The organism is Burkholderia sp. Z1, assembly GCF_014893795.1.
Classification (GTDB): domain Bacteria; phylum Pseudomonadota; class Gammaproteobacteria; order Burkholderiales; family Burkholderiaceae; genus Burkholderia; species Burkholderia theae.
Window position 1 is genome coordinate 3,050,341 of sequence record NZ_JACFYL010000001.1, and the last position, 21,837, is coordinate 3,072,177.

Here is a 21,837-nt window from a genome sequence, read left to right on the forward strand (position 1 = left end):
GCATGTTTGCCGGGAAGCCGATGCGATGAAATGTATCGACCGGCGCGTCGGCGCTCGCAAAAAAAACGCCACGGACTTTCGTCCGTGGCGTTTTCGTTTCCGCTGTATAGCCGGTTCGGCAAACAGGAGCGGCTGCCCGCTCCCGCCCTGCTTCGCGCTTACCCGTTCGTCGCCGCTGCCGACGCGGGCGCCGGGGCGGCCGCCTTGTCGTAGTCGACCGGCGTATCCGGCGCACGCGGCGTTTCGCCAGCCCGCTGGATCCACCCGCCGCCCAATGCACGGTACAGGTCGACCAGGTTCGTCCAGCGCGCCAGACGCGCGCTGATCAGCGACTGCTGCGCCGAGTACAGGTCCGTCTGCGCGGTCAGCACCGACAGGTAGCTGTCGACGCCGTTCTTGTAACGCAGGTCCGACAGGTCGAAACGACGCTGCTGCGCGTACTCGTTGCGTTCCAGCGCCGCGATCTGCTGGTCGTACGTGCCGCGTGCGGCCAGCCCGTCCGACACTTCGCGGAACGCCGATTGAATCGCCTTCTCGTAGTTCGCGATCTCGATGCGCTTCTGCACGTGCGCGAGATCGAGGTTCGCGATGTTCTGCCCGCCCTCGAAGATCGGCAGTGCAATGTTCGGCGCGAACGACCACGCCGCCGTGCCGGCCTTGAACAGGCCGCCCAGCGTCGGGCTCGCGGTGCCGAACGCGGCCGTCAGCGAGATCTTCGGGAAGAACGCCGCGCGTGCCGCGCCGATGTTCGCGTTCGCGGCCAGCAGCGTCTGCTCGGCCTGCATCACGTCAGGACGACGCGTCAGCAGATCCGACGGCAACCCGGCCGGCACGTCCGTCAGCAGGTTCTGCGAATCCAGCGGCATGCCCGGCGGCAGATCGTCCGGTAGCGGCTCGCCGATCAGCAGCACCAGCGCGTTCACGGCCTGCGCGCGTGCGCGTGCCTGAGCCTGCTGGTTCGCGAGCGCCGTCTCGACGACCGTCTGCGCCTGACGCAGGTCGAGTTCGGAGCCCGTACCGTTGTCGAACTGCAGCTTCGTCAGGTCGTACGACGCCTGCGCGGACTTCAGCGTGTTCTCCGTGACCTTCAGCAGATCGTCGGTCGACAGCACCGTCAGGTATTGATCAGCCACCTGCGACACCAGCGAGATTTCCGACGCCTGCCGCGCATACGCGGTCGACAGGTACTGCGCGAGCGCCTGGTCCTTCAGGCTCTGCACGCGGCCGAACAGATCAAGCTCCCACGACGCGGACAAGCCGACGTTGTAGGTGCGCGTGATCAGCGACTGCTGCGTCGTCGACACACCAGCCGGAACACGCTGGATGTTGCCCGTGCCCGTCGCATCGAGCGTCGGGAACAGGCCCGCGCGAGTGATCTGGTACTGCGCACGCGCCGCCTCGATGTTCAGCACCGACACGCGCAGGTCGCGGTTGTTCTTCAGCGCGATCTCGATCAGCCGCTGCAGACGCGGATCGACGAAGAATTCGCGCCAGCCGATGGCAGTCGCCGCCTGGCCGTTCGCGCTGCGCGCGCCGGCAGCACCCGGCTGCGTCGCGTAGACGCCGCCGGCCGGGAACGCCTGTGCGACGGGTGCGTCGGGCCGCGTGTAATGCGGCGCCATCGTGCAGCCCGTGGCAAAGAGCGCGACCGCGATTGCAGTCAAAGCGTGTTTTTGCATCATCACTGTCCCTTGTTGCCTTGGTCGCCGTTGGCCGGCTTCTCTTCGTGGTGCGAGTGCTCCTGAGCCAGGCGCAGCGCCTCGTCGACGTCTTCCTTCTCGCCGCTGAAGATCGCGCGGATCTTCACGAAGAACATCGGGATCATGAAGATCGCGAGGAAGGTCGCCGTGATCATCCCGCCGATCACGCCCGTGCCGATCGCGTGCTGGCTCGCGGAACCCGCGCCGTTGCTGATCGCGAGCGGCATCACGCCGAGAATGAACGCGAGCGACGTCATCAGGATAGGACGCAGCCGCAGACGCGCCGCTTCCAGCGCGGCCTCGATCGGCCCCATCTTCTCCGTCACCTGCAACTCGCGCGCGAATTCGACGATCAGAATCGCGTTCTTCGCGGACAAGCCCACGGTAGTCAGCAGGCCGACCTGGAAGAACACGTCGTTTTCCAGACCGCGCATCGTCGCCGCGAGCAGCGCACCGATCACGCCGAGCGGCACGACCATGATCACCGAGAACGGGATCGACCAGCTTTCATACAGCGCCGCGAGACACAGGAACACGACGAGGATCGAGATCGCATACAGGATCGGCGCCTGCGAGCCGGACTGGATTTCCTGGAACGACAGGCCGGTCCACGAATAGCCGATACCGACCGGCAGCTTCTTCGCGAGCCCTTCCATCGCGGTCATCGCCTGACCGGTCGACTTGCCCGGTGCGGCCTGACCCTGGATTTCCATCGCCGACACACCGTTGTAGCGCTCGAGCTTCGGCGAACCGTACGTCCAGTGACCGGTCGCGAACGAGCTGAACGGCACCATCCCGCCCGACCCGTTGCGCACGTACCAGATGTTCATGTCTTCCGGCGTCATCCGGAACGGCGCATCGGCCTGCACATAGACCTTCTTGATCCGGCCGTCGACGTCGAGGAAGTTGTTCACGTACTTCGACGCCCACGCGATCGAGAACGTCTGGTCGATCGCATCCGCCGTCACGCCGAGCGCATTCGCCTTCTCGCGGTCGATGTCGACCTTGTACTGCGGCGTGTCGTTCAGGCCGTTCGGGCGCACGCCCTGCAGCGTCGGATCCTTCGAGGCCATCCCGAGCAGCTGGTTACGCGCGGCCATCAGCGCATCGTGACCGAGACCGGCGTTGTCCGTCAGCTCGAAGTCGAAGCCGGCGGCCGTCCCGAGTTCCGGAATCGACGGCGGGTTGAACGGGATCACCAGCGCGTCCTTGTAGCCCGCGTAGCGCCCGAACATCCGGCCGATCAGCGCCTGCACCTTCTGGTTCGCATGCTGACGCTGCGAGTAGTCCTTCAGGCGAACGAACACGAGACCGGAGTTCTGGCCGCGACCCGCGAAGCTGAAGCCGTTGACCGTGAACGCCGATTCGACGATTTCCTTCTCGTCCTTCAGCAGGTAGTCGGAAATGTTCGCGAGGGTCTTCGCGGTCGTTTCCTGCGTCGAGCCCGACGGCGTCTGCACGATCACGAACATCAGGCCCTGGTCTTCATCGGGCAGGAACGACTTCGGCAGGCGCACGAACAGCAGGCCGACCGCGACGATCACGACCAGATAGATGATGAGCCAGCGGCCCGAGCGCTTGATCACGTGGTGCACGCCGACGTGGTACTTGTCGCGGCTATTGTTGAACGTGCGGTTGAACCAGCCGAAGAAACCCTTCTTCTCTTCGTGATGCCCTTGCGGGATCGGCTTCAGGATCGTCGCGCACAGCGCCGGCGTCAGAATCAACGCGACGAGCACCGACAGCACCATCGCCGACACGATCGTCAGCGAGAACTGGCGATAGATCGCGCCGACCGAACCGCCCGAGAATGCCACCGGCACGAACACCGCCGACAGCACCAGCGCCACGCCGACGAGTGCGCCGGTGATCTGGCCCATCGCCTTCTTGGTCGCTTCCTTCGGTGACAGGCCCTCTTCCGCCATCACGCGCTCGACGTTCTCCACCACGACGATCGCATCGTCGACCAGCAGGCCGATCGCGAGCACGAGGCCGAACATCGACAGCGTGTTGATCGAGAAGCCCACCAGCGACATGATCGCGAACGTGCCGAGCAGCACGACCGGCACCGCGATCGTCGGGATGATCGTCGCCCGCAGGTTCTGCAGGAACAGATACATCACGAGGAACACGAGCACGATACCTTCGAGCAGCGTCTTGACCACTTCCTCGATCGACAGCTTCACGAACGGCGTCGTGTCGTACGGATACTTCACGACGAGGCCATGCGGGAAGAACGGCGCCAGCTCATCGATCTTCGCGCGCACGGCCTTCGCGGTCGCGAGCGCGTTCGCGTTGGTCGCGAGCTGGATACCGAGTGCCGCGGTCGGCTGACCGTTGTACTTCGTGTCGAAGTTGTAGTTTTCGCCGCCGAGACCGATCTGCGCGACGTCCTTCAGGCGAACCTGCGAGCCGTCCTGGTTGACCTTCAGCAGGATGTTGCCGAACTGCTCGGGCGTCTGCAGCAGCGTCGATTCGGTGATCGTCGCCTGCAGCACGGTGCCCGGCGTGGCCGGCGTGCCGCCGATCTGGCCGCCCGCGATCTGCACGTTCTGTGCGGTGATCGCCGACGACACGTCGACCGGCGTCAGGCCGTAGTTCGTCAGGCGGTTCGGGTCGAGCCAGATCCGCATCGCGTACTGCGAGCCGAACAGCGTGACGGTACCGACGCCGTTCAAGCGGCTGATCGGATCCTTCACGTGCGACGCCACGAAGTTCGCGAGGTCGTACTTGTTCATGCTGCCGTCTTCGGAGTTGAAGGCGAGCACCAGCAGGAAGCTGCTGCTCGACTTCGTCACCGACAGACCGAGCTGCTGCACGACCTGCGGCAGAACCGGCGTCGCGAGCGACAGCTTGTTCTGCACCTGGACCTGTGCGATGTCGGCGTTGGTGCCCGGCGCGAACGTCAGCGTGATCGTTGCGTTACCCGAGTCGTCACTCGTCGACGACATGTACAGGAAGTTGTCGAGACCGCTCATCTGCTGCTCGATCACCTGCGTCACCGTGTCTTCCACCGTCTTCGCGGAAGCGCCCGGATAGTTCGCGGTAATCTGGATCGATGGCGGCGCGATCGTCGGATACTGCGAGATCGGCAGCGTGAAGATCGCCGCAACCCCGGCCAGCATCAGGATGATGGCGATCACCCACGCGAAGATCGGGCGATCGATAAAAAACTTTGCCATGAAACAGGCTCCCTGTTATTGCGCGCTCGAAGCAGCGGCAGCACTCGCCGGCGCGGCGCCCGATGCGGCGGCACCGGAAGCGGCAGCGGCGCCGGAACCGGCGGCAGCCGGCGCGGCGGAGGCGGCGGCAGCGCCCGATGCGGCATCGGCCGCCGGTGCGATCTGCGCGGGTACCGACTTCACGGTCGCGCCCGGGCGCACCTTGTCGACGCCCTGCACGATCACGTGATCGCCCGCTTCCAGACCGCCTTCGACGATCCAGTTCTGACCCTGCATGCCGGTGGTCTTCAGCGGACGCGGCTCGACCTTGTTGCTGGCGTTCACCACCATCGCGATCGCCTGGCCCTTCTGGTCATGCGTAACGCCGATCTGCGGCACCAGGAACGCGTTCTCGTTCACGCCTTCCTCGATCCGTGCGCGCACGAACATCCCCGGCAGCAGCACCTTGCCCGGGTTCGGGAAGACCGCCCGGATCGTCACCGAGCCGGTGGTCTGGTCGACCGTCACGTCCGAGAACTGCAGCTTGCCCGGCTCCGCATAGGTCTTGCCGTCTTCCAGCACCAGCGACACCTTCGCGGCGCCCGGGCCGGTCGTCTTCAGACGCCCGCTCTGCACGTCCTGGCGCAGCTTCAGCCCTTCGAGGCTCGACTGCGTGAGGTCGACGTACACCGGGTCGAGCTGCTGCACCGTCGACATCAGCGTCGCCTGGCTCGCCTGCACGTATGCGCCCGGCGTCACCTGCGAGATGCCGACACGGCCGGTGATCGGCGAGACCACGTCCGTGTAGCCGAGGTTGATCTGCGCGGTGTCGACCGCTGCCTTGCCGGCCGCGACGTCCGCCGCGGCCTGGCCTTGCGTGGCCACCGCGTTGTCGTAGTCCTGCTTGCTGACCGCGTTCGCCGCCACCAGCACCTTGTAGCGCGCGACCAGTGCGTTCTGCGTCACGAGGTTCGCCTGCGCCTTCGCCAGCGTCGCCTTCGCGCTGTTCAGCGCGGCGACGTACGGTGCCGGATCGATCTTGTAGAGGCGCTGGCCGGCCTTGACGTCCGTGCCTTCGGTGAATTCACGGCGCAGCACGATACCGTCGACCCGTGCGCGCACCTGCGCGACGAGGAACGCGCTCGTACGGCCCGGCAGTTCGGTGAAGACCGGAACGGATTGCGGCTGGACGGTGACGACGCCGACTTCCGGCGTTTGCGGCGGCGGTGCCGATTCTTTTTTTCCGCATGCAGCCAGGAAAACCGCGGCTGCCGCGACAGTGATCAAGCGGTATGGAACCCGTTCGACGCGCATGGAGCGACCTCTGTGTATAGCCAATGGAATAAGTGCAGCACCCGGCGGGAGCGCAACACGGATGCGCCTCGCGGCGCAGATCGAACACCTGAATTACTGGACTGCTGGATACAGCACGTCGGCACGAGACCTCCATGCCGACGGGATGCCGCGAACTGCGGACTGGTACTAGGGCGGGAATCAGCAGAGTGGGATATTAACTGATTGCCACTTGGGTCATTCGATCGTAGGGTGGTATTGTATATACATTCACGAATGTATGTAAAAAGCCCGTTTGTGTCGCGCCGACTGTCCAGTCTTACGGATTGTTACCAGTCGCAAGCATAGCCCGTCTCCACGACGGCGACGAGGGTTGCGGACCCTAAATTTACCAACGATCGATCCAATCAGGCCTGCACATGGTCAGACGTACCAAGGAGGAGGCGCTCGAGACGCGCAATCGCATTCTCGACGCCGCCGAACACGTGTTCTTCGAGAAAGGCGTATCGCACACGTCGCTCGCGGACATCGCCCAGCACGCCGGCGTGACGCGCGGCGCGATCTACTGGCATTTCGCGAACAAGAGCGAACTGTTCGATGCGATGTTCGACCGCGTGTTTCTGCCGATCGACGAGCTGAAGCGGATGCCGCTGGACGCGCCGGGCGGCAATCCGCTCGAGAAGATCCGCAAGATCCTGATCTGGTGCCTGCTCGGCGTGCAGCGCGACCCGCAGTTGCGGCGCGTGTTCAGCGTCCTGTTCATGAAGTGCGAGTACGTCGCGGACATGGAGCCGCTGTTGCAGCGCAATCGCGCCGGGATGAGCGAGGCGCTGCACGCGATCGATGCCGATCTCGCGGGGGCCGTGCGGCTCAAGCTGCTGCCCGAGCGGCTCGACACCTGGCGCGCGACGCTGATGCTGCACACGCTCGTCAGCGGTTTCGTGCGCGACATGCTGATGCTGCCCGACGAGATCGACGCCGAGCAGCATGCGGAAAAGCTCGTCGACGGCTGCTTCGACATGCTGCGCCTGAGCCCGGCGATGCTGAAGGAAGGCGACTGACCGCGGCCGCCGCCGCGACGCGCTGCCCGCCCCCGTCTGTCCCGCCGGTTCAGGCCGCCTTCGCGCGCTACGCGCGGGCACGCCGGTTCGACGCGGCCACCGAATCGGGCTTCGACATCGGCGCGCCGGCCAGTCCCGCGATCCACGCGTCGGTCGACATCACGGCCGCGAAATTCGACTGGAACACCACCGTGTACGCACGGTGAATCTCTTCGGCGCTCGCCGCGCCCGCTTCGTTCTCGTAGGGCAACGCGCCCGTCGCGTCGTCCAGGTACTCGACCGTCAGCCCCGCGTGCGCCGCGTGATAAACCGTCGACGCATTGCAGTTGTGCGTCATGTAGCCGGCCACCGCGAGCGTGTCGATCCCGTGCGCATCGAGCCATGCGGCGAGATCGGTGCCGGCAAACGAACTCGCCTGCGTCTTCTCGATCAGGTGCGCGTACGGCCGGCTCGCGACGACCGCGTGCAGCGCGACGCCGTCGGTGCCGGGCGCGAAGATCGGCGCGCCGGCCGGCGCCACGTGCTGGACGACGATCACGGGCACACTGGCCGCATGTGCGGCATCGATCGCGCGGCCGATGTTCGCGAGCGACACGTCGAGCGGCGGATATTCGATCGGCAGATTGCCCGTTACATATTCGTTCTGGACGTCGATCACGATCAGCGCACGACGGGAAACCGGATCGGCGACGGAACGGGAAGCGGAATGCGGGACGGTGTTCGACATGGCAGGCTCCTGGCCCAGGGGCGCGGCCCCGCCCCGGAGCGGGACGGCCAACGGCGCGATGCGATGCATTGTCGGGCCGCATCATTCCTGCAGATAGTGGCCCGATAGTCATTCTTCGATAGAATCGGGCCATCACCATTCCGGAGCCCGTCATGACCGCAGCGTCACCCGCCCCGCCCGTTCCGACCATCGTCGCCGTGATCGCCTACGACGGCATCAGCCCGTTCCACCTGTCGGTGCCGTCCGTCGTGTTCGGCAAGGAGCGCGACGCGGCCACATCGCCCGCGTTCGAGTTCCGCGTGTGCTCGGCCGAGCGCGGCCCGCTGTCGACGACGGGCGGCTTCACGATCACCGCACCGTACGGCCTCGACGGGCTCGACGATGCCGACATCGTCATCGTGCCGGCCTGGCGCGACCCGGACGAAGCGCCGCCCGACGTGCTGCTCGACGCCGTCCGCGCGGTCGCGGCGCGCGGCGCGCAGCTCGTCGGGCTGTGCCTCGGCGCTTACGTGCTCGCCGCGGCCGGCCTGCTTGACGGCCGCCCGGCTACCACGCACTGGGCCTGGGCCGACGATTTCGCCGAACGCTTTCCGCGCGTGAAGCTCGACCCCGACGTGCTGTACGTGGACGACGGCAACCTGATGACGTCGGCCGGCACGGCCGCGGGGCTCGACTGTTGCCTGCACGTCGTGCGGCAGCGCTTCGGCTCGGACGCCGCGAACCAGATCGCGCGCCGCCTCGTGATCCCGCCGCACCGTCAGGGCGGGCAGGCCCAGTACGTGCCGCAGCCGGTCGCCGCGCACCCGCGCGATGCGCGGCTCGCGGGCCTGCTCGACTGGGTGCGCGCGCACCTCGATGCCGCGCACAGCGTCGATTCGCTCGCCGAACGCGTGCTGATGAGCCGGCGCACGTTCACGCGCCACTTCCGCCAGGCCACGGGCACGACCGTCACCGCGTGGCTGCAGGCCGAGCGGCTCGCGCGCGCGCAGCATCTGCTGGAAACCACCGGGCAATCGATCGACGCGATCGCGCAGGCGGCCGGTTACGGGTCGAGCGTGTCGCTGCGCCAGCATTTCGCGGGCACGCTCGGCACCTCGCCGTCTGCGTATCGAAGGGAATTTCGCGGCGCCGGAGCCGGTGCCGATGCGGGGCGGTAACGCCCGCCGCGCGGGCGGCGGGCCGTGAAGCGGAACAGCGACGCGCGGCCGCTTAGCCGCCGTTGATCCAGCGTGCCGCGTAAAGCAGCAACGCGACGAACACGATCATCGCCGCCCAGGCCCAGACGGGCACCGTGCCGGAACCGCGATGCGGAAGCGCGCTGGCGGCACGCCCGGTCAGCGCGCCGCCGAGGTGCGGCGGCAGCGAACGCTTCGTCGCGGCCACCAGCGACGCCGGCCGCAAGAACACGTGCTGGCGCCGGTGCGCGGCCGAGCGCGCGCGATTCGGCGCGAGTCCATGCTTGGCCTGCACGACCGCGCAGAACTCGCGGAAGAAATCGTCGGTCCATTCGCGCAGCGCATTGTCGATCTGCCGCCCCGGCAGTTCGGCGAGCGGCCCGCTCGCGGTCGCCCAGACCACGTACTCGATGCACGTGGCGTTCTCGTCGTCATCCGGCATCAGCACGAGTTCGACCTGGCCGCGCAGCGCGCCGAGGCCGTCGGCCCGCGCCTTGAAGTTGATCACGCGGCGCGGCTGCCCTTCCGCGTCGCCCTGCTCGCCGGCCGCATGCGCACGCACGTCGTAGCGGGCGCGTAGCGGGCCGAGCGGCACCGTGATCGTCAGCGCGAACTCGTCGTGCGCGAGCCTCACGAACGATTCGCAATGGTCGAAGCTCGCCCGCAGCAATGCGAGATCCTCGAAGGCCTCCCGCACGACAGGCAGCGCGAGCGGTACGCGTAACGTGTCGTTCAGTTCCATGATGCCTCCCCGATGAACACGCGCCGCATCAGGACGTCTCGACGAGACTGTCGATCCGTGCGACATCGAAGGCGACGTAGTGCGCAAGCGCGGCGGCCGCCTCCTTCGGTTCTTCGAAACTCCACGCGGCGTTCTCGATCACGCCGTCTTCCGTCTGCAAGTCGAAATGCACGGCCTCCCCCCTGAACGGGCAGGCGGTCGTCACACCCGACTTCACGAGCCTGCGCATGTTGACGTCGTGGCGCGGCAGGTAATGGGTGTCCGGCAGCCCCGTCACGCGCACGGTCAGCACGCCGTGCGAATCGGCATACGTGATACCGCGATGGATCACGCGCACGCGATGACGGTTCGGCACGATTTCAAGGCGAGGGTCGGCGGCATCGGACATCGTTTCTCCTTCGGGCAGCCCGGCAGGCAGGCCGGTGGCAGGAAACGAAAAAAGCCACGGCACGCATGCCGTGGCTTTCATTATGGGCGAATCTTCGTCCGATTGCGCGACCCGGGCCGGGGCCGCGTGCGGCGGGCTACTGCGCGCTCCACTGGAACGCGGTTTTCGCGCCGCCCTTCGCGCCGACGGTGACGGCGCGCGATTCGTCGTTGCCCTGGTACGACGCATGCACCGTATAGCGCCCCGGTGGCACCTTCACGAGCATGTACGGCCCGCGCGCGTCGGTTTTCAGCACTTCGGCGCCCTTGCCGTCGACGATCAGCACATGGACGTCGGCCAGGAACTCGCCGCCCTTGCCGGTGAAGCGCAGGGCCAGTGGCCACTTCGGCTCGTTGCGCTGAAACGCCGTCGATTCGTCCTGCCCGACGCCGCCGGACACGAAGGTGACGTCGCCCTGCTGGCGCGCGGCGGGCAAGCCGTCCGACTGCGCGTACGCGCCGGTCGCACCGGCTGCGAGGCCGGCGGCCAACGCCGCGGCGACGGCAAATCGGGACACGTTGCGTAGATATTGCATGGCTCTCTCCTTGGGGTCGGAACACATACAGGGCGCCGCGTCATGCGATCGAACGGCGGCGGCGCCCGCCGCGGCCGGCCAGGCCGGCCGTCGGCCGTGGCCGGTCAGCTCAGGTCGACCGGCACGAAGATCTGTGCATTATCGCGCTGGATCAGCAGAGCCAGACTGTTGCCCGCGCCCTTGACCGCATCGCGCAGCTGCTCGGGGCTCGTGACCGGGCGGCCGTTGACCGCCAGGATCACGTCGCCGGGCTGGATGCCCGCGTTGGCTGCCGGGCCACCGGCCTGCTGCACGATCAGCCCGTGCGACAGGTTGTCGGCACTGCGCTCCTGCGGCGACAGCGGCCGCACCGCGACGCCCAGGCGCCCCTGCTCGACGGGCCCGCCGTCATTCGACGCGAGTTTCGCATCGGCCATCGCGCCGAGCGTCACGCTGATCGACTTCTTCGACTTGTCGCGCCAGACCTGCAGATCGGCCTTCGAACCCGGCTTCAGGTTCGCGATCTGCGCGGGCAGCGACGTCGAATCGGCGACCGGCGAACCGTTGACCGACAGGATCACGTCGCCCGGCTGCAAGCCCGCCTTCGCGGCCGGGCCGTTCGGATCGACCGAGCTGACGAGCGCGCCGTCCGGCTTCTGCAGCCCGAACGAACTCGCGAGCGTCTGGTTCAGCCCCTGCACGGCGACGCCGAGGCGGCCGCGGCTCACGTGGCCCGTCTTCACGAGCTCGTCCTTCACCTTGATCGCCTCGTTGATCGGGATCGCGAACGACAGGCCCTGGAAGCCGCCCGTCTGCGAGTAGATCATCGAGTTGATGCCGATCACCTCGCCCTGCAGGTTGAACAGCGGGCCACCCGAGTTGCCCGGGTTCACCGGCACGTCGGTCTGGATGAACGGCGTGTAGTTCTCGTCCGGCAGCGCGCGCGACTTCGCGCTGATGATGCCCGACGTGACCGTGTTGTCGAAGCCGTAAGGCGAACCGATCGCAACGACCCACTGGCCGACCTTGCTCTGGGCCGGATCACCGATCTTCACGGTCGGCAGGCCGCTCGCGTCGATCTTCAGCACCGCGACGTCGGACTGCTTGTCCGAGCCGACGACCTTCGCCTTGTATTCGCGCTTGTCGGTCAGCTTGACCGTGACGACGTTCGCGCCGTCGATCACGTGCGCATTGGTGAGGATGTACCCGTCGGAGCTGATGACGAAGCCCGAACCGAGGCTCGCGCTCGGCTGGTCGTCCGGCTGCGCGTCACCGCCCATGCCCGGCACCTGGCCGTAGAAATGCTTGAAGAACTGGTAGAACGGGTCGCTCGGGTCGATCGGCAGTTGCGGCTGCGGCACGCGCCGCGACACCTGCTTCACGACGTGCTTCGCGCTGATGTTCACGACCGCCGGGCCGTAGGTCTCGACGAGCCCGGAGAAATCGGGGATGCCGGTCTTGGCGGCCGCTTCGGCCGGCATCAGCGCGGCCGCCTGTGCGGGCGTGATGATCTGCGGATCGGCGCGGCGGGTGCCGGCGACATAACCTGCCGACAGGGCGGCCGCGACGGCGACCGCGACGGCGCCGCGCGCAAGGAATCGGGTATTCATCGTAGGACCTCCTCTTTGTTAGGACGCAGCGTAACGACCCTGACTTAAAGGAGGCTTAATCAGCCTTAAGTGGGGCTTAAGCGGGCCGCGAGGCCCGCCCGGCGCTGTTCTTCAGGCAGATTCCGGCTCGCGCGGCGCCTGGGCCGGCATCTCGGCGGCGCGGAACACGACGCTGACGAGCAGGCCGCCCGCGGCCGCGTCACCGAGCGACACCGTCGCGCCCTGCTGCGCCGCCACGCGCTTGACGATCGCCAGCCCGAGCCCGCTGCCCGACAAGTCGGTACGCGCCCGCGCGGAGCTGTCGCGGTAGAAGCGGTCGAACACGCGCTCGCGCTCGTCGGCCGGGATGCCGGGCCCGCTGTCGCCAATCTGCACGCACGCGCGACCGGCCGCGTCGGCGGTCAGCGACACGTCGATGCGGCCGCCGTCCGGCGTGTACTTCACCGCGTTGTCGAGCAGGTTGCCGAACATCACGCGCAGCGCGCCGATGTCCGCGACGACACTCGCCGCACGCGTCTCCTCGAAGCCGAGATCGATATGGCGCCGCTGCGCGAGCGGCGCATGCGCGGCCACGCATTCGGCGAGCAGCGACTGCAGGTCGACCGGTTCGCGCATCGTCGCGCCATCGGGTTCGGCGCGGGCGAGCGCGAGCAACTGCTCGGCAAGCCGTGTCGCGCGTGTGACGCCGTCCTGGAGATCCGCAACCGCCTCGCGACGCGACGCGTCGTCCTTCGCGCGGGCGACGAGCTGCGCCTGGATCTGCACGGCCGCGAGCGGCGTGCGCAACTCGTGCGCGGCGTCGGCGACGAACGCCTTCTGCGTATCGAGCGCCGCCGCGAGGCGCGCGAGCAGCCCGTTCAGCGCGCGCACGAGCGGCTGCACCTCGAGCGGCAGGCGGCCGTCGGGCAGCGGATCGAGCGCCTCGGGCCGACGCGCCTCGACCGCGCGCGTCACGCGGCCGAGCGGCGCGAGCCCGCGCCCGACGATCACCCACACGGCCGCGCCGAGGAACGGCAGCAGCACGATCAGCGGCCACAGCGTGCGCAGCGCGACGTTCGCGGCGAGCCGGTTGCGCACCGACAGCGGCTGCGCGAGCTGCACGACGTTGTCGCCGACGATCGCGCCGTACACGCGCCATTCGCCGCGGTCGGTACGTTCGGTCGAGAAGCCGAGCTCCGCGCGCGGCGCGATCGGCGCGCGCGGATGCGAAAAGTACATCAGCACGCCGTTGCGGTTCCAGATCTGGATCACGATGCCTTCGTCGCCGTTGGTCCGCGAGCCGAACACCTGCGAGAACGGCTCGGACGGCAGCGCCGCGGCGATTTCCTGCAGCTGGTAGTCGAACAGCTCGTTCGCCTCGGCGAGCGCCTGCCGATAGATGAGCCAGCCCGCGATGCCCACGCCCGCGACGACGATCGCGAGCAGCCAGATCAGCAATTGATGACGAATCGACCTCACGCGTCAGCTTTCCTTGACGACCATGTAGCCGAGCCCGCGCACGTTGCGGATCAGGTCCGAGCCGAGTTTCTTGCGCAGCGCGTGGATGTAGACCTCGACCGTGTTGCTGCCGATCTCCTCGCCCCAGCCGTACATCTTCTCCTCGAGCTGGCTCTTCGACAGCACCGCGCCGGGCCGCGCGAGCAGCGCCTCGAGCAGCGCGAACTCGCGCGCGGACAGCGCGACCGGCGCACCGTCGAGCGTCACCTGGTGCGACGCGGGATCGAGCGTCAGCGCGCCGTGGCGGATCAGCGACTCGCTGCGCCCGGCCTGGCGGCGGATCAGCGCGCGCATCCGCGCGCCCAGCTCGTCGAGGTCGAACGGCTTGACGAGGTAATCGTCGGCGCCTGCGTCGAGCCCCTTCACGCGATCGGCGACCGCGTCGCGCGCGGTGACGATCAGCACGGGCAGCGACAGCCCGCGGGCGCGCAGCGTGCGCAACACGTCGATGCCGTCGCGCTTCGGCAGGCCGAGATCGAGCAGCAGCAGGTCGTACGTCTCGCCGCCGAGCGCCGTGAGCGCCGCGTCGCCGTCCTGCACCCAGTCGACCGCAAAGCCGTCCGAGCGCAGCGCCTTGCGCACGCCCTCGGCAATCATTCGGTCGTCTTCGACAAGCAGAATCCGCATCGGGACAGGCATCCATGGGTCGGGTGAAACACGCCGACCATTGTAGCGCCGCGAATCGCGTGCGCGGCATGTGCGCAACAAAGTGATGCCACCCTGCCGCACGAGACGCGATTTCAGCGGGCATTTGCCCAGTTTCTCTACAATGTGCGCTTGCGCGCGACACGCGCGCCGCCCGAGCCCCTGCCTACCCGTATTCGTCCATGCCGATTTTCGCCCTTTCCGCCCGGTTCGCCCCCCGCACCCGTGTCTGCCTGCGTGCAGCCGCCGTCCTCGCCACCTGCACGGCCCTGGCCTTCGCGCCCGCTGCGCAAGCCGGCAAGAAATCCCACAAGCAAGCGCGCAAGACCGCCGTCGTGTCGCCCGCCGCACGCGCGGCCGGCCTGCCGGCGACCGTGCTGGTCGCGCTGCAGCGCGCGAAGGTGCCGGCGTCGGCGATGAGCGTCGTGGTCGAGCGCGTCGGCGATCCGGAACCGCTGATCGCGTGGAATGCGAGCCGGCCGATGCTGCCGGCGTCGACGATGAAACTCGTGACGACCTTCTCGGGCCTGTCGATCCTCGGCCCCGACTTCCGCTGGCGCACGACCGCGTACACGGACGGCACGGTCGACCCCGACGGTACGCTGCAGGGCAACCTGTACATCAAGGGCACCGGCGATCCGAAGCTCGTGCCCGAAGAGCTGATCGACCTGGTCGACAAGATCCGCAAGGCCGGCATCAAGCGCGTGGCCGGCGGCCTCGTGCTCGACAAGAGTTATTTCGCGGCGTCGACGCGCGACCTGCCGTCGTTCGACGACGACGCGAGCGCGCCGTACAACGTCGGCCCCGATCCGCTGCTGTATGCCTTCAAGGCCGTGTCGTTCACGGTCACGCCGGGCGACGACGGCAAGGTGGCCGTCGACGTGCTGCCGCCGCTCGCGGACCTGTCGATCGACAACCAGCTGGTCGAAGGCACGGGCTCGTGCAGCGCGGCGGCCGCGGCCGCGCGCCCGACCTTGACGGCCGGCGGCGGGATGATGACCGCGTCGTTCGCCGGCGACTATCCGCTGCGCTGCGGCGCGCACACGACCAACCTCGCGATCCTCGATCACACGACCTTCTTCGCGCGCGGCTTCCTTGCGCTGTGGCAGCAGGACGGCGGCACGATCACGGGGCCCGTAAGCGAAGGCAAGGTGCCGACCACCGCGCGGCCCGTCGCCGTGCATCACAGCCCGGTACTCGGCAGCATCGTCTACGACATCAACAAGTTCAGCAACAACGTGATGGCGCGCAACCTGTTCCTGACGATCGGCGCGGTCAGCGGCAAGCCGCCCGCGACGCCCGAGCAGTCGAGCCGCGCGATCGAGGCGTTCCTGCAGAAAAACGGGATCGCGATGCCCGACCTCGTGCTCGAGAACGGCTCGGGGCTGTCGCGCGAAGAGCACGTGAGCGCGCTGTCGCTCGCCGCGCTGCTGCAGGCCGCGAACGCGAGCCCCGTCGCGCAGGCGTTTGTCGATTCGCTGCCGATCGCCGGCATCGACGGCACGATGAAGAACCGCCTCACCAACGCCGGCGTGCTCGGCAACGCGCACATCAAGACCGGCACGCTGCGCGACGTGCGCGCGATCGCCGGCTACGTCGCCGGCGCCGACGGCCAAAGCTACATCGTCGTCAGCTTCATCAACAACGATCACGCGGAAGGCGCGCGCGCCGCGCACGACACGCTGCTCGAATGGATCTACGCGGGCGCGCACTGACGATGCCCCCGCGCGCACGCTCGTGCGCGCGCCCCTCTTCCCGTGCGCCGGCCGCCACGCATCACGGCCGGCGCACGCGTCCCGTTCCGTCCCCAACCATGCCCATCAATCGGGGCCGCACCGCCCGGCCACGCGCCGCGCGGCTTCCGTAGAAACCCTGTCCTCAGAGGGAACCCTCTACGCTCCCCTCTCGCCTAGCGCGTGGTGTTTGCGTAGGCTGATGGCCTGACCGATATCTACAACGGGCCATACGCCCGGCCTCAAGGCTTGCAGGGGAAAGAAGGAGACACGCCCATGCGATTCGACGTCGAATTGCTTCTGCTCGCGCTGGCGCCCGTCTTCCTGCTCTGCATCGCGTGGGAGGCCTGGCACCTCGCCCGCACACGTGCGCAGGACCATGTCTATGCGTGGCGCGACACGCTGTGCAATGCGGCACTCGCGCTGATGCACCAGGGCGCCGACAAGATCGCATGGCTGTTCGTGATCCCCGTCTACGCGTACTGCTACCAGCACTATCGCCTGTTCACGTGGCACGACGGCTGGCTGTCGTTCGCGGTGCTGTTCGTCGCGCAGGATTTCCTCTACTACGTGTTCCATCGCGCGAGCCATCGCGTGCGCTGGCTGTGGGCCGCGCACGTCGTGCACCACTCGTCCGAGCGGATGAATTTCTCGACCGCGTTCCGCCAGAGCCTGATGTATCCCATCGCGGGCATGTGGGTGTTCTGGCTACCGCTCGCGTTCGCCGGCTTTCCGCCGCAGCAGGTCGTCGGCATCGTGCTGATCAACCTCGCGTTCCAGTTCTTCGTGCACACGCAGGCGATCGGCAAGCTCGGCTGGCTTGAATACGTGCTGAACACGCCGTCGATCCACCGCGCGCACCATGCGCGCAACCCGCGCTACATCGACCGCAATTACGCAGGCGTCCTTGTGATCTGGGATCGCCTGTTCGGCAGCTATGTCGAGGAAACGCACGACGATCCGCCGCAGTACGGGATCGTCGAGCGGCTCGGCTCGAACAACCCGCTCGTCGCGACGTTTCACGAGTGGGGGTCGATGGCGGCCGACGCGTTGCGCGTCGACGGATGGCGCAACAAGCTGCGCGCGATTTTCGGCCCGCCCGAGTGGGCGAGCGCTTATCATGCGCAGATCGCCGAGGCCGCGAACCAGGATCCGCGCACCGTGCCGCTCGCGGCTGCGCGTGAACAATAAACCGTTTTAGCCAACGGCCGCCGCGCAGCCCGGAACCGAGCAGGCACGCGGCAGATGAGAAACACATCAGGCCATATCTACGAGGAGATCGATCGATGCAGTCACAACAACAATTCCCGTCGCGCACCCGGCAACGCCTGCTGCGCACCGCGCAAGTCGCGATCGCCGGTGCCGCGCTCGCGCTGCTCGCCGCCTGCGGCGGTGGCGACGACAACAACAGCAGTGCATCGAACACGCCGCCGTCGGGCGTGAAGATGCAGATCGTGTCGTTCGGCGACAGCCTGTCCGACGCCGGCACCTACTCACAGATCAAGCTCGGCTTCGGCGGCGGCCGCTTCACGACCAACCCCGGCCAGGTGTGGACGCAGAACGTCGCGCAATACTACGGCGACACGCTGCAACCCGCGAACCAGGGCGGCTTCGGCATCCCGCTGCAGGCCACCGGCGGTCTCGGTTATGCGCAGGGCGGCTCGCGCGTGACGCAGCAGCCGGGCATCGGCCATGCGGACGCAAGCGTGCCGAACCCCGACTACGCACAGGCGACCACGACGCCGATCGCCGACCAGGTCAAGCAGTACCTGACGCAGCACGGCAGCTTCAACGGCGGCCAGATCGTGCTGCTGAACGGCGGCGCGAACGACATCTTCTATCAGGTCGCGGCCCTGCAGGCAGGCGCCATCACGCCGACGCAACTGCAGCAGAACATCGGCGCCGCGGCGCAACAGCTCGCGGGCCTGGTGCAGCAGATCGTCGCCTCAGGCGCAACGCACGTGTTCGTGTCGAACGTGCCCGATATCGGCGGCACGCCGCTCGCCCTCCAGGGCGGCACGCAGACGACCCTCACGCAACTGTCGATGCTGTTCAACGGCACGCTCGCCGCCACGCTGCAGGCACTCAAGGTCGACACGACCAAGTACGCGCTGCTCGACACGTTCACGTGGCAGGACGGCATCCTCGCGAACTATCAGGCGAACGGCTTCAACGTGTCGAACACCGACACCGCGTGCAACCTGAAGGCGATGGTCCAGGCCGCGACGCAGTATGGCGTCGCGAACGCGACCGCATTCGGCTCGTCGCTGTTCTGCTCGCCGCAGACCTACACGGTGCCCAACGCCGACCAGACCTACATGTTCGCCGACACGGTCCACCCGACGACGCGCCTGCACGCGCTGTTCTCGCAGTTCGTGGAGAAGCAGATCGCGGCTACGGGCGTCGGCAAGTAAGCAGCCGGCCACGCGCCCAAACAAAAACGCCCGACCGGTTTGCCGGTCGGGCGTTTTTTATTCCTGAAGCGCCGGACTTCGTCAGTCGCGCGCTTCGAACGCGGCCGCCGCACGGCCGAGGCGATCGTTGACCGCGATCCATTCGACGGTTTCCGGCAGCTTCTCGACGAGAATGCGCGCGACTTGCGCGCGGTCGAGCGCCCGCAGCATCCCGTACAGATCGCGTGCATAGGCCTGCGGATCTTCCGGTGCCGCGACGAAATGCACGCCGTCGGCCTGTGCCCAGCGTCCCGCACGCGACGCGCGCGCGACGAGCGCGACACGCTCGCCGTCGGTTTGCGCGGCCGCGAGCAGCGGCTCGAGCGCATCGAACGGCAGCAGCGCGAGCGGCGTGCGCGGCGCGTAATGGGCCTTCAGCGTGCCCGACGCGCGCGGCGCGGTCGCGTCGCTGCCGTCCGGCAGCCGCGGCGCGCGGCCGAGCACGTCGGCAATCTGCTGCGGCGTCACGTGGCCCGGGCGCAGCAGCGCCGGGAAGCCGCGCGACAGGTCGAGGATCGTCGATTCGATGCCGACCTCGGAAGCACCGCCGTCGAGCACGTGCACGGTGTCGCCGAATTCGTCACGCACATGCTGCGCGGTCGTCGGGCTCACATGGCCGAACCGGTTCGCGGACGGCGCGGCAACGCCGCCGTGCCCGCCGCGTCGCGCGCTGAATGCGGCCAGCAGCGCCTGCGCGACCGGATGCGACGGGCAACGCAGCCCGACCGAATCCTGCCCGCCGCTCACCGCGTCCGGAATGCGCGCATGGCGCTTCAGGATCAGCGTCAGCGGGCCCGGCCAGAATGCATCGATCAGCGCCTGCGCATCGGCCGGCAGCGCGTCGGCCCAGTAGCCCGGATCGCCGCCGGGCGGCAGGTGCACGATCACCGGATGGTTCGCGGGCCGCCCCTTCGCCGCGTAGATGCGCGCGACGGCCTCGGGATTCGCCGCGTCGCCGCCGAGCCCGTAGACGGTTTCGGTCGGAAACGCGACCAATTGCCCCGCGTCGAGCAGCGCGGCGGCCGCGCCGATCTGCGCGGGCGTCACGGACTTCGGGAGATCGATGGACATCGGCTGGCGCCTCAGTCGAGCGGCACGCGCAGCAACTGCGCGCACGCGGTAGCCGCGGCGACGGCTTCGTCGCGCGTCTGGGCCGTGAAGTTCACGTGGCCCATCTTGCGGCCGACGCGCGCGTCTTCCTTGCCGTACAGGTGCAGGTGCGCAGTCGGCATCGCCGCGACCGTGTCCCACGGCGGCGTGACGGCATCCGCCGCAGCGCCATTCGGGAACCACACGTCGCCGAGGATGTTCAGCATCGCGGCCGGCGAATGCTGGCGCGGGTTGCCGAGCGGCATGCGCGTCATCGCGCGCACCTGCTGCTCGAACTGGCTCGTTGCGCACGCATCGACCGTGTAGTGGCCGGAGTTGTGCGGGCGCGGCGCCATCTCGTTCGCGACGAACGAGCCGTCTTCCAGCACGAAGAATTCGACGCACAGCACGCCGACGTAGCCGAGCGTGTCGGCGATCCGCACGGCCGCCTGCTGCGCCTCTTCGACGCGCGCGGCATCGGCAGCCGGCGCGGGCACGACGGTCAGCGCGAGGATGCCGTTGTGGTGCGCGTTCTGCGCGAGCGGGAACGCAGCCGAGCGGCCGTCCGCGCCGCGCGCGATCAGCGCCGACACTTCGTATTTCAGCGGCAGGCGCTTCTCGAGCACGCACGGCACGCCGCCGAGCGCCGCATGCGCGTCGCGCGCTTCCTGCGCGGTGCTCACGCGCACCTGGCCCTTGCCGTCATAGCCGAGGCGCGCCGTCTTCAGGATGCCCGGCAGCACCGCATCGAGCGCGGCATCGTCGAGCGCGGCAAGCGCCGCCGACGATTCGATCACGACGTGCGGCGCGACGGGTACGCCCGATGCCTCGATGAAACGCTTCTCCGCGATCCGGTCCTGCGCGACCGCGACGCAGCGGCCGGCCGGCGCGACGAACGTCGTGCGCGCGAGAAAATCGAGGCTCGCGGCCGGCACGTTCTCGAACTCCGTCGACACCGCTTCGCACAGGTCGGCCAGTTCGGCGAGCGCGGCTTCGTCGTCGTAGGCTGCGCGCACGTGGCGGTCGGCGACCGCGCCGGCGGGGCTCGTCGGATCGGGATCGAGCACGGCGACGCGATAGCCCATCGACTGGGCGGCAAAGCAGAACATGCGGCCGAGCTGGCCACCGCCGACCATGCCCAGCCACGCGCCGGGCAGGATCGGGGAAACGGAATCAGGAGTTGCGGTCATGTCAGTGGTCGGTCGCGGCGGGCGCTGCCCGCCGCAGTGGTAGGTCAGGCAGCCGCGACGCGCGGCCGCCGGTGCGCCGTCATTCCAGCGGCGGCAGCACCATTGCGTGCGCGGCTTCGTTCTGGCGCACGCGGAACGCGGCGAGCCGGTTCGCGTAGTCGACCGACGTGCCAGACAGGATCGACACCGCGAACAGCGCGGCATTCGCGGCGCCGGCCTCGCCGATCGCGAACGTCGCGACCGGCACGCCCTTCGGCATCTGCACGATCGAGTGCAGCGAATCGACACCCTTCAGATACTTGCTTGCAACCGGCACGCCGAGCACCGGCACCGTGGTTTTCGCGGCAAGCATGCCGGGCAGGTGCGCGGCACCGCCGGCGCCCGCGATGATCGCGCGCAGTCCGCGCTCGCGCGCCTTCTCCGCATAGTCGAACATCTCGTCGGGCATCCGGTGCGCGGACACGACCTTCGCTTCGTACGGCACGCCGAATTCCTGCAGGATCGCTACCGCGTGCTTCATCACGTCCCAGTCGGAACTCGAACCCATCAGCACGCCGATGAGCGGCGCGCTGTGCGTGTGGGCGGTCTGGACTTCACTCATTTCGTTATTTCCTGTCGACCGGAGTTAGTGCTTTAGCACTTACTCCGGTCCCATGCCGTGGCTGGCTGGAGTTGGCGCTTCAGCGCTTACTCCAGCCCCACGGCGGTCGACCAGAGTTGGCGCTTCAGCACTTACTCCGGTCCCATGCCGTGGCTGGCTGGAGTTGGCGCTTCAGCGCTTACTCCAGCCCCACGGCGGTCGACCCGAGTTAGCGCTTCA

At 68.0% G+C, this 21,837-nt stretch carries 18 protein-coding genes; 5 read left to right on the forward strand and 13 right to left on the reverse strand.

Annotation, left to right across the window (positions count from 1 at the left end; translation table 11 throughout):
* Window positions 1-158 precede the first annotated feature (158 nt).
* Genes H3H55_RS14180 through H3H55_RS14190 form a run of 3 tightly spaced genes read right to left on the reverse strand, consistent with a single transcriptional unit; the run spans window position 159 to window position 6,175 of the window.
* On the reverse strand, window positions 159-1,682 hold the full coding sequence (locus H3H55_RS14180; protein WP_193098952.1) for an efflux transporter outer membrane subunit: 1,524 nt from the start codon (window positions 1,680-1,682) through the stop codon (window positions 159-161).
* Window positions 1,682-4,882: an efflux RND transporter permease BpeB gene (gene bpeB, locus H3H55_RS14185; RefSeq protein WP_193098953.1), complete on the reverse strand. Its 3,201-nt coding sequence runs from the start codon at window positions 4,880-4,882 to the stop codon at window positions 1,682-1,684. The genes H3H55_RS14180 and bpeB overlap by 1 nt, the downstream gene beginning before the upstream one ends.
* A 15-nt stretch (window positions 4,883-4,897) precedes the next feature.
* The gene (locus H3H55_RS14190; protein WP_193098954.1) at window positions 4,898-6,175 is read right to left on the reverse strand and encodes an efflux RND transporter periplasmic adaptor subunit; all 1,278 of its coding nucleotides are present in this window, start codon (window positions 6,173-6,175) and stop codon (window positions 4,898-4,900) included.
* 398 nt (window positions 6,176-6,573) lie between these two features.
* Between H3H55_RS14190 and H3H55_RS14195 the strand changes: the two genes are divergently transcribed.
* Window positions 6,574-7,215 (forward strand): TetR family transcriptional regulator, encoded by a 642-nt coding sequence (locus H3H55_RS14195; RefSeq protein ID WP_048242628.1) that lies wholly within the window; start codon window positions 6,574-6,576, stop codon window positions 7,213-7,215.
* 67 nt (window positions 7,216-7,282) lie between these two features.
* On the opposite strand, the gene H3H55_RS14200 is transcribed toward H3H55_RS14195, so the two are convergent.
* Window positions 7,283-7,942, reverse strand: a complete 660-nt coding sequence (locus tag H3H55_RS14200; RefSeq protein ID WP_193098955.1) for a cysteine hydrolase family protein — start codon at window positions 7,940-7,942, stop codon at window positions 7,283-7,285.
* A gap of 152 nt (window positions 7,943-8,094) precedes the next feature.
* On the opposite strand from H3H55_RS14200, the gene H3H55_RS14205 reads away from it, so the two are divergent.
* Window positions 8,095-9,099 (forward strand): helix-turn-helix domain-containing protein, encoded by a 1,005-nt coding sequence (locus H3H55_RS14205; RefSeq protein WP_129512858.1) that lies wholly within the window; start codon window positions 8,095-8,097, stop codon window positions 9,097-9,099.
* Window positions 9,100-9,151: 52 nt separating this feature from the next.
* Here the strand turns inward: H3H55_RS14205 and H3H55_RS14210 are convergent, their stop codons facing one another.
* The 6 genes from H3H55_RS14210 to H3H55_RS14235 form a co-directional block, all read right to left on the reverse strand.
* Window positions 9,152-9,859 (reverse strand): CoxG family protein, encoded by a 708-nt coding sequence (locus H3H55_RS14210; RefSeq protein WP_193098956.1) that lies wholly within the window; start codon window positions 9,857-9,859, stop codon window positions 9,152-9,154.
* Between the two features lie 28 nt (window positions 9,860-9,887).
* Window positions 9,888-10,247 carry a DUF427 domain-containing protein gene (locus H3H55_RS14215; protein WP_193098957.1) on the reverse strand — a complete coding sequence of 120 codons (360 nt, stop codon included), beginning with the start codon at window positions 10,245-10,247 and terminating at the stop codon, window positions 9,888-9,890.
* Between the two features lie 136 nt (window positions 10,248-10,383).
* A complete protein-coding gene (locus H3H55_RS14220) occupies window positions 10,384-10,821 on the reverse strand; it encodes a carboxypeptidase-like regulatory domain-containing protein (protein ID WP_129512860.1) in 438 nt (145 codons plus the stop codon).
* Between the two features lie 104 nt (window positions 10,822-10,925).
* Complete coding sequence (locus tag H3H55_RS14225; protein WP_129512861.1) at window positions 10,926-12,410, reverse strand: DegQ family serine endoprotease; 1,485 nt, start codon at window positions 12,408-12,410, stop codon at window positions 10,926-10,928.
* A 111-nt stretch (window positions 12,411-12,521) separates the two neighbouring features.
* Window positions 12,522-13,868, reverse strand: coding sequence for an ATP-binding protein (locus H3H55_RS14230; protein ID WP_129512862.1), 1,347 nt, complete (start codon window positions 13,866-13,868; stop codon window positions 12,522-12,524).
* Between the two features lie 3 nt (window positions 13,869-13,871).
* Window positions 13,872-14,534: a response regulator gene (locus H3H55_RS14235; RefSeq protein WP_041490448.1), complete on the reverse strand. Its 663-nt coding sequence runs from the start codon at window positions 14,532-14,534 to the stop codon at window positions 13,872-13,874.
* A 200-nt stretch (window positions 14,535-14,734) separates the two neighbouring features.
* Between H3H55_RS14235 and dacB the strand changes: the two genes are divergently transcribed.
* From dacB to H3H55_RS14250, 3 genes are all read left to right on the forward strand, one after another.
* On the forward strand, window positions 14,735-16,267 hold the full coding sequence (gene dacB, locus H3H55_RS14240) for a D-alanyl-D-alanine carboxypeptidase/D-alanyl-D-alanine-endopeptidase (RefSeq protein ID WP_129512863.1): 1,533 nt from the start codon (window positions 14,735-14,737) through the stop codon (window positions 16,265-16,267).
* A 294-nt stretch (window positions 16,268-16,561) separates the two neighbouring features.
* A complete protein-coding gene (locus H3H55_RS14245; RefSeq protein ID WP_193098958.1) occupies window positions 16,562-17,476 on the forward strand; it encodes a sterol desaturase family protein in 915 nt (304 codons plus the stop codon).
* A gap of 95 nt (window positions 17,477-17,571) precedes the next feature.
* Window positions 17,572-18,699 carry an SGNH/GDSL hydrolase family protein gene (locus H3H55_RS14250; RefSeq protein WP_193098959.1) on the forward strand — a complete coding sequence of 376 codons (1,128 nt, stop codon included), beginning with the start codon at window positions 17,572-17,574 and terminating at the stop codon, window positions 18,697-18,699.
* 81 nt (window positions 18,700-18,780) lie between these two features.
* On the opposite strand, the gene H3H55_RS14255 is transcribed toward H3H55_RS14250, so the two are convergent.
* From H3H55_RS14255 to purE, 3 genes are all read right to left on the reverse strand, one after another.
* Entirely contained in the window at window positions 18,781-19,809 is a 1,029-nt protein-coding gene (locus tag H3H55_RS14255) for an L-threonylcarbamoyladenylate synthase (RefSeq protein ID WP_193098960.1), read from the reverse strand.
* Window positions 19,810-19,820: 11 nt separating this feature from the next.
* Complete coding sequence (locus H3H55_RS14260; protein ID WP_193098961.1) at window positions 19,821-21,017, reverse strand: 5-(carboxyamino)imidazole ribonucleotide synthase; 1,197 nt, start codon at window positions 21,015-21,017, stop codon at window positions 19,821-19,823.
* A gap of 79 nt (window positions 21,018-21,096) precedes the next feature.
* A complete protein-coding gene (gene purE / locus H3H55_RS14265; RefSeq protein WP_031402584.1) occupies window positions 21,097-21,618 on the reverse strand; it encodes a 5-(carboxyamino)imidazole ribonucleotide mutase in 522 nt (173 codons plus the stop codon).
* Between the last annotated feature and the right edge of the window lie 219 nt (window positions 21,619-21,837).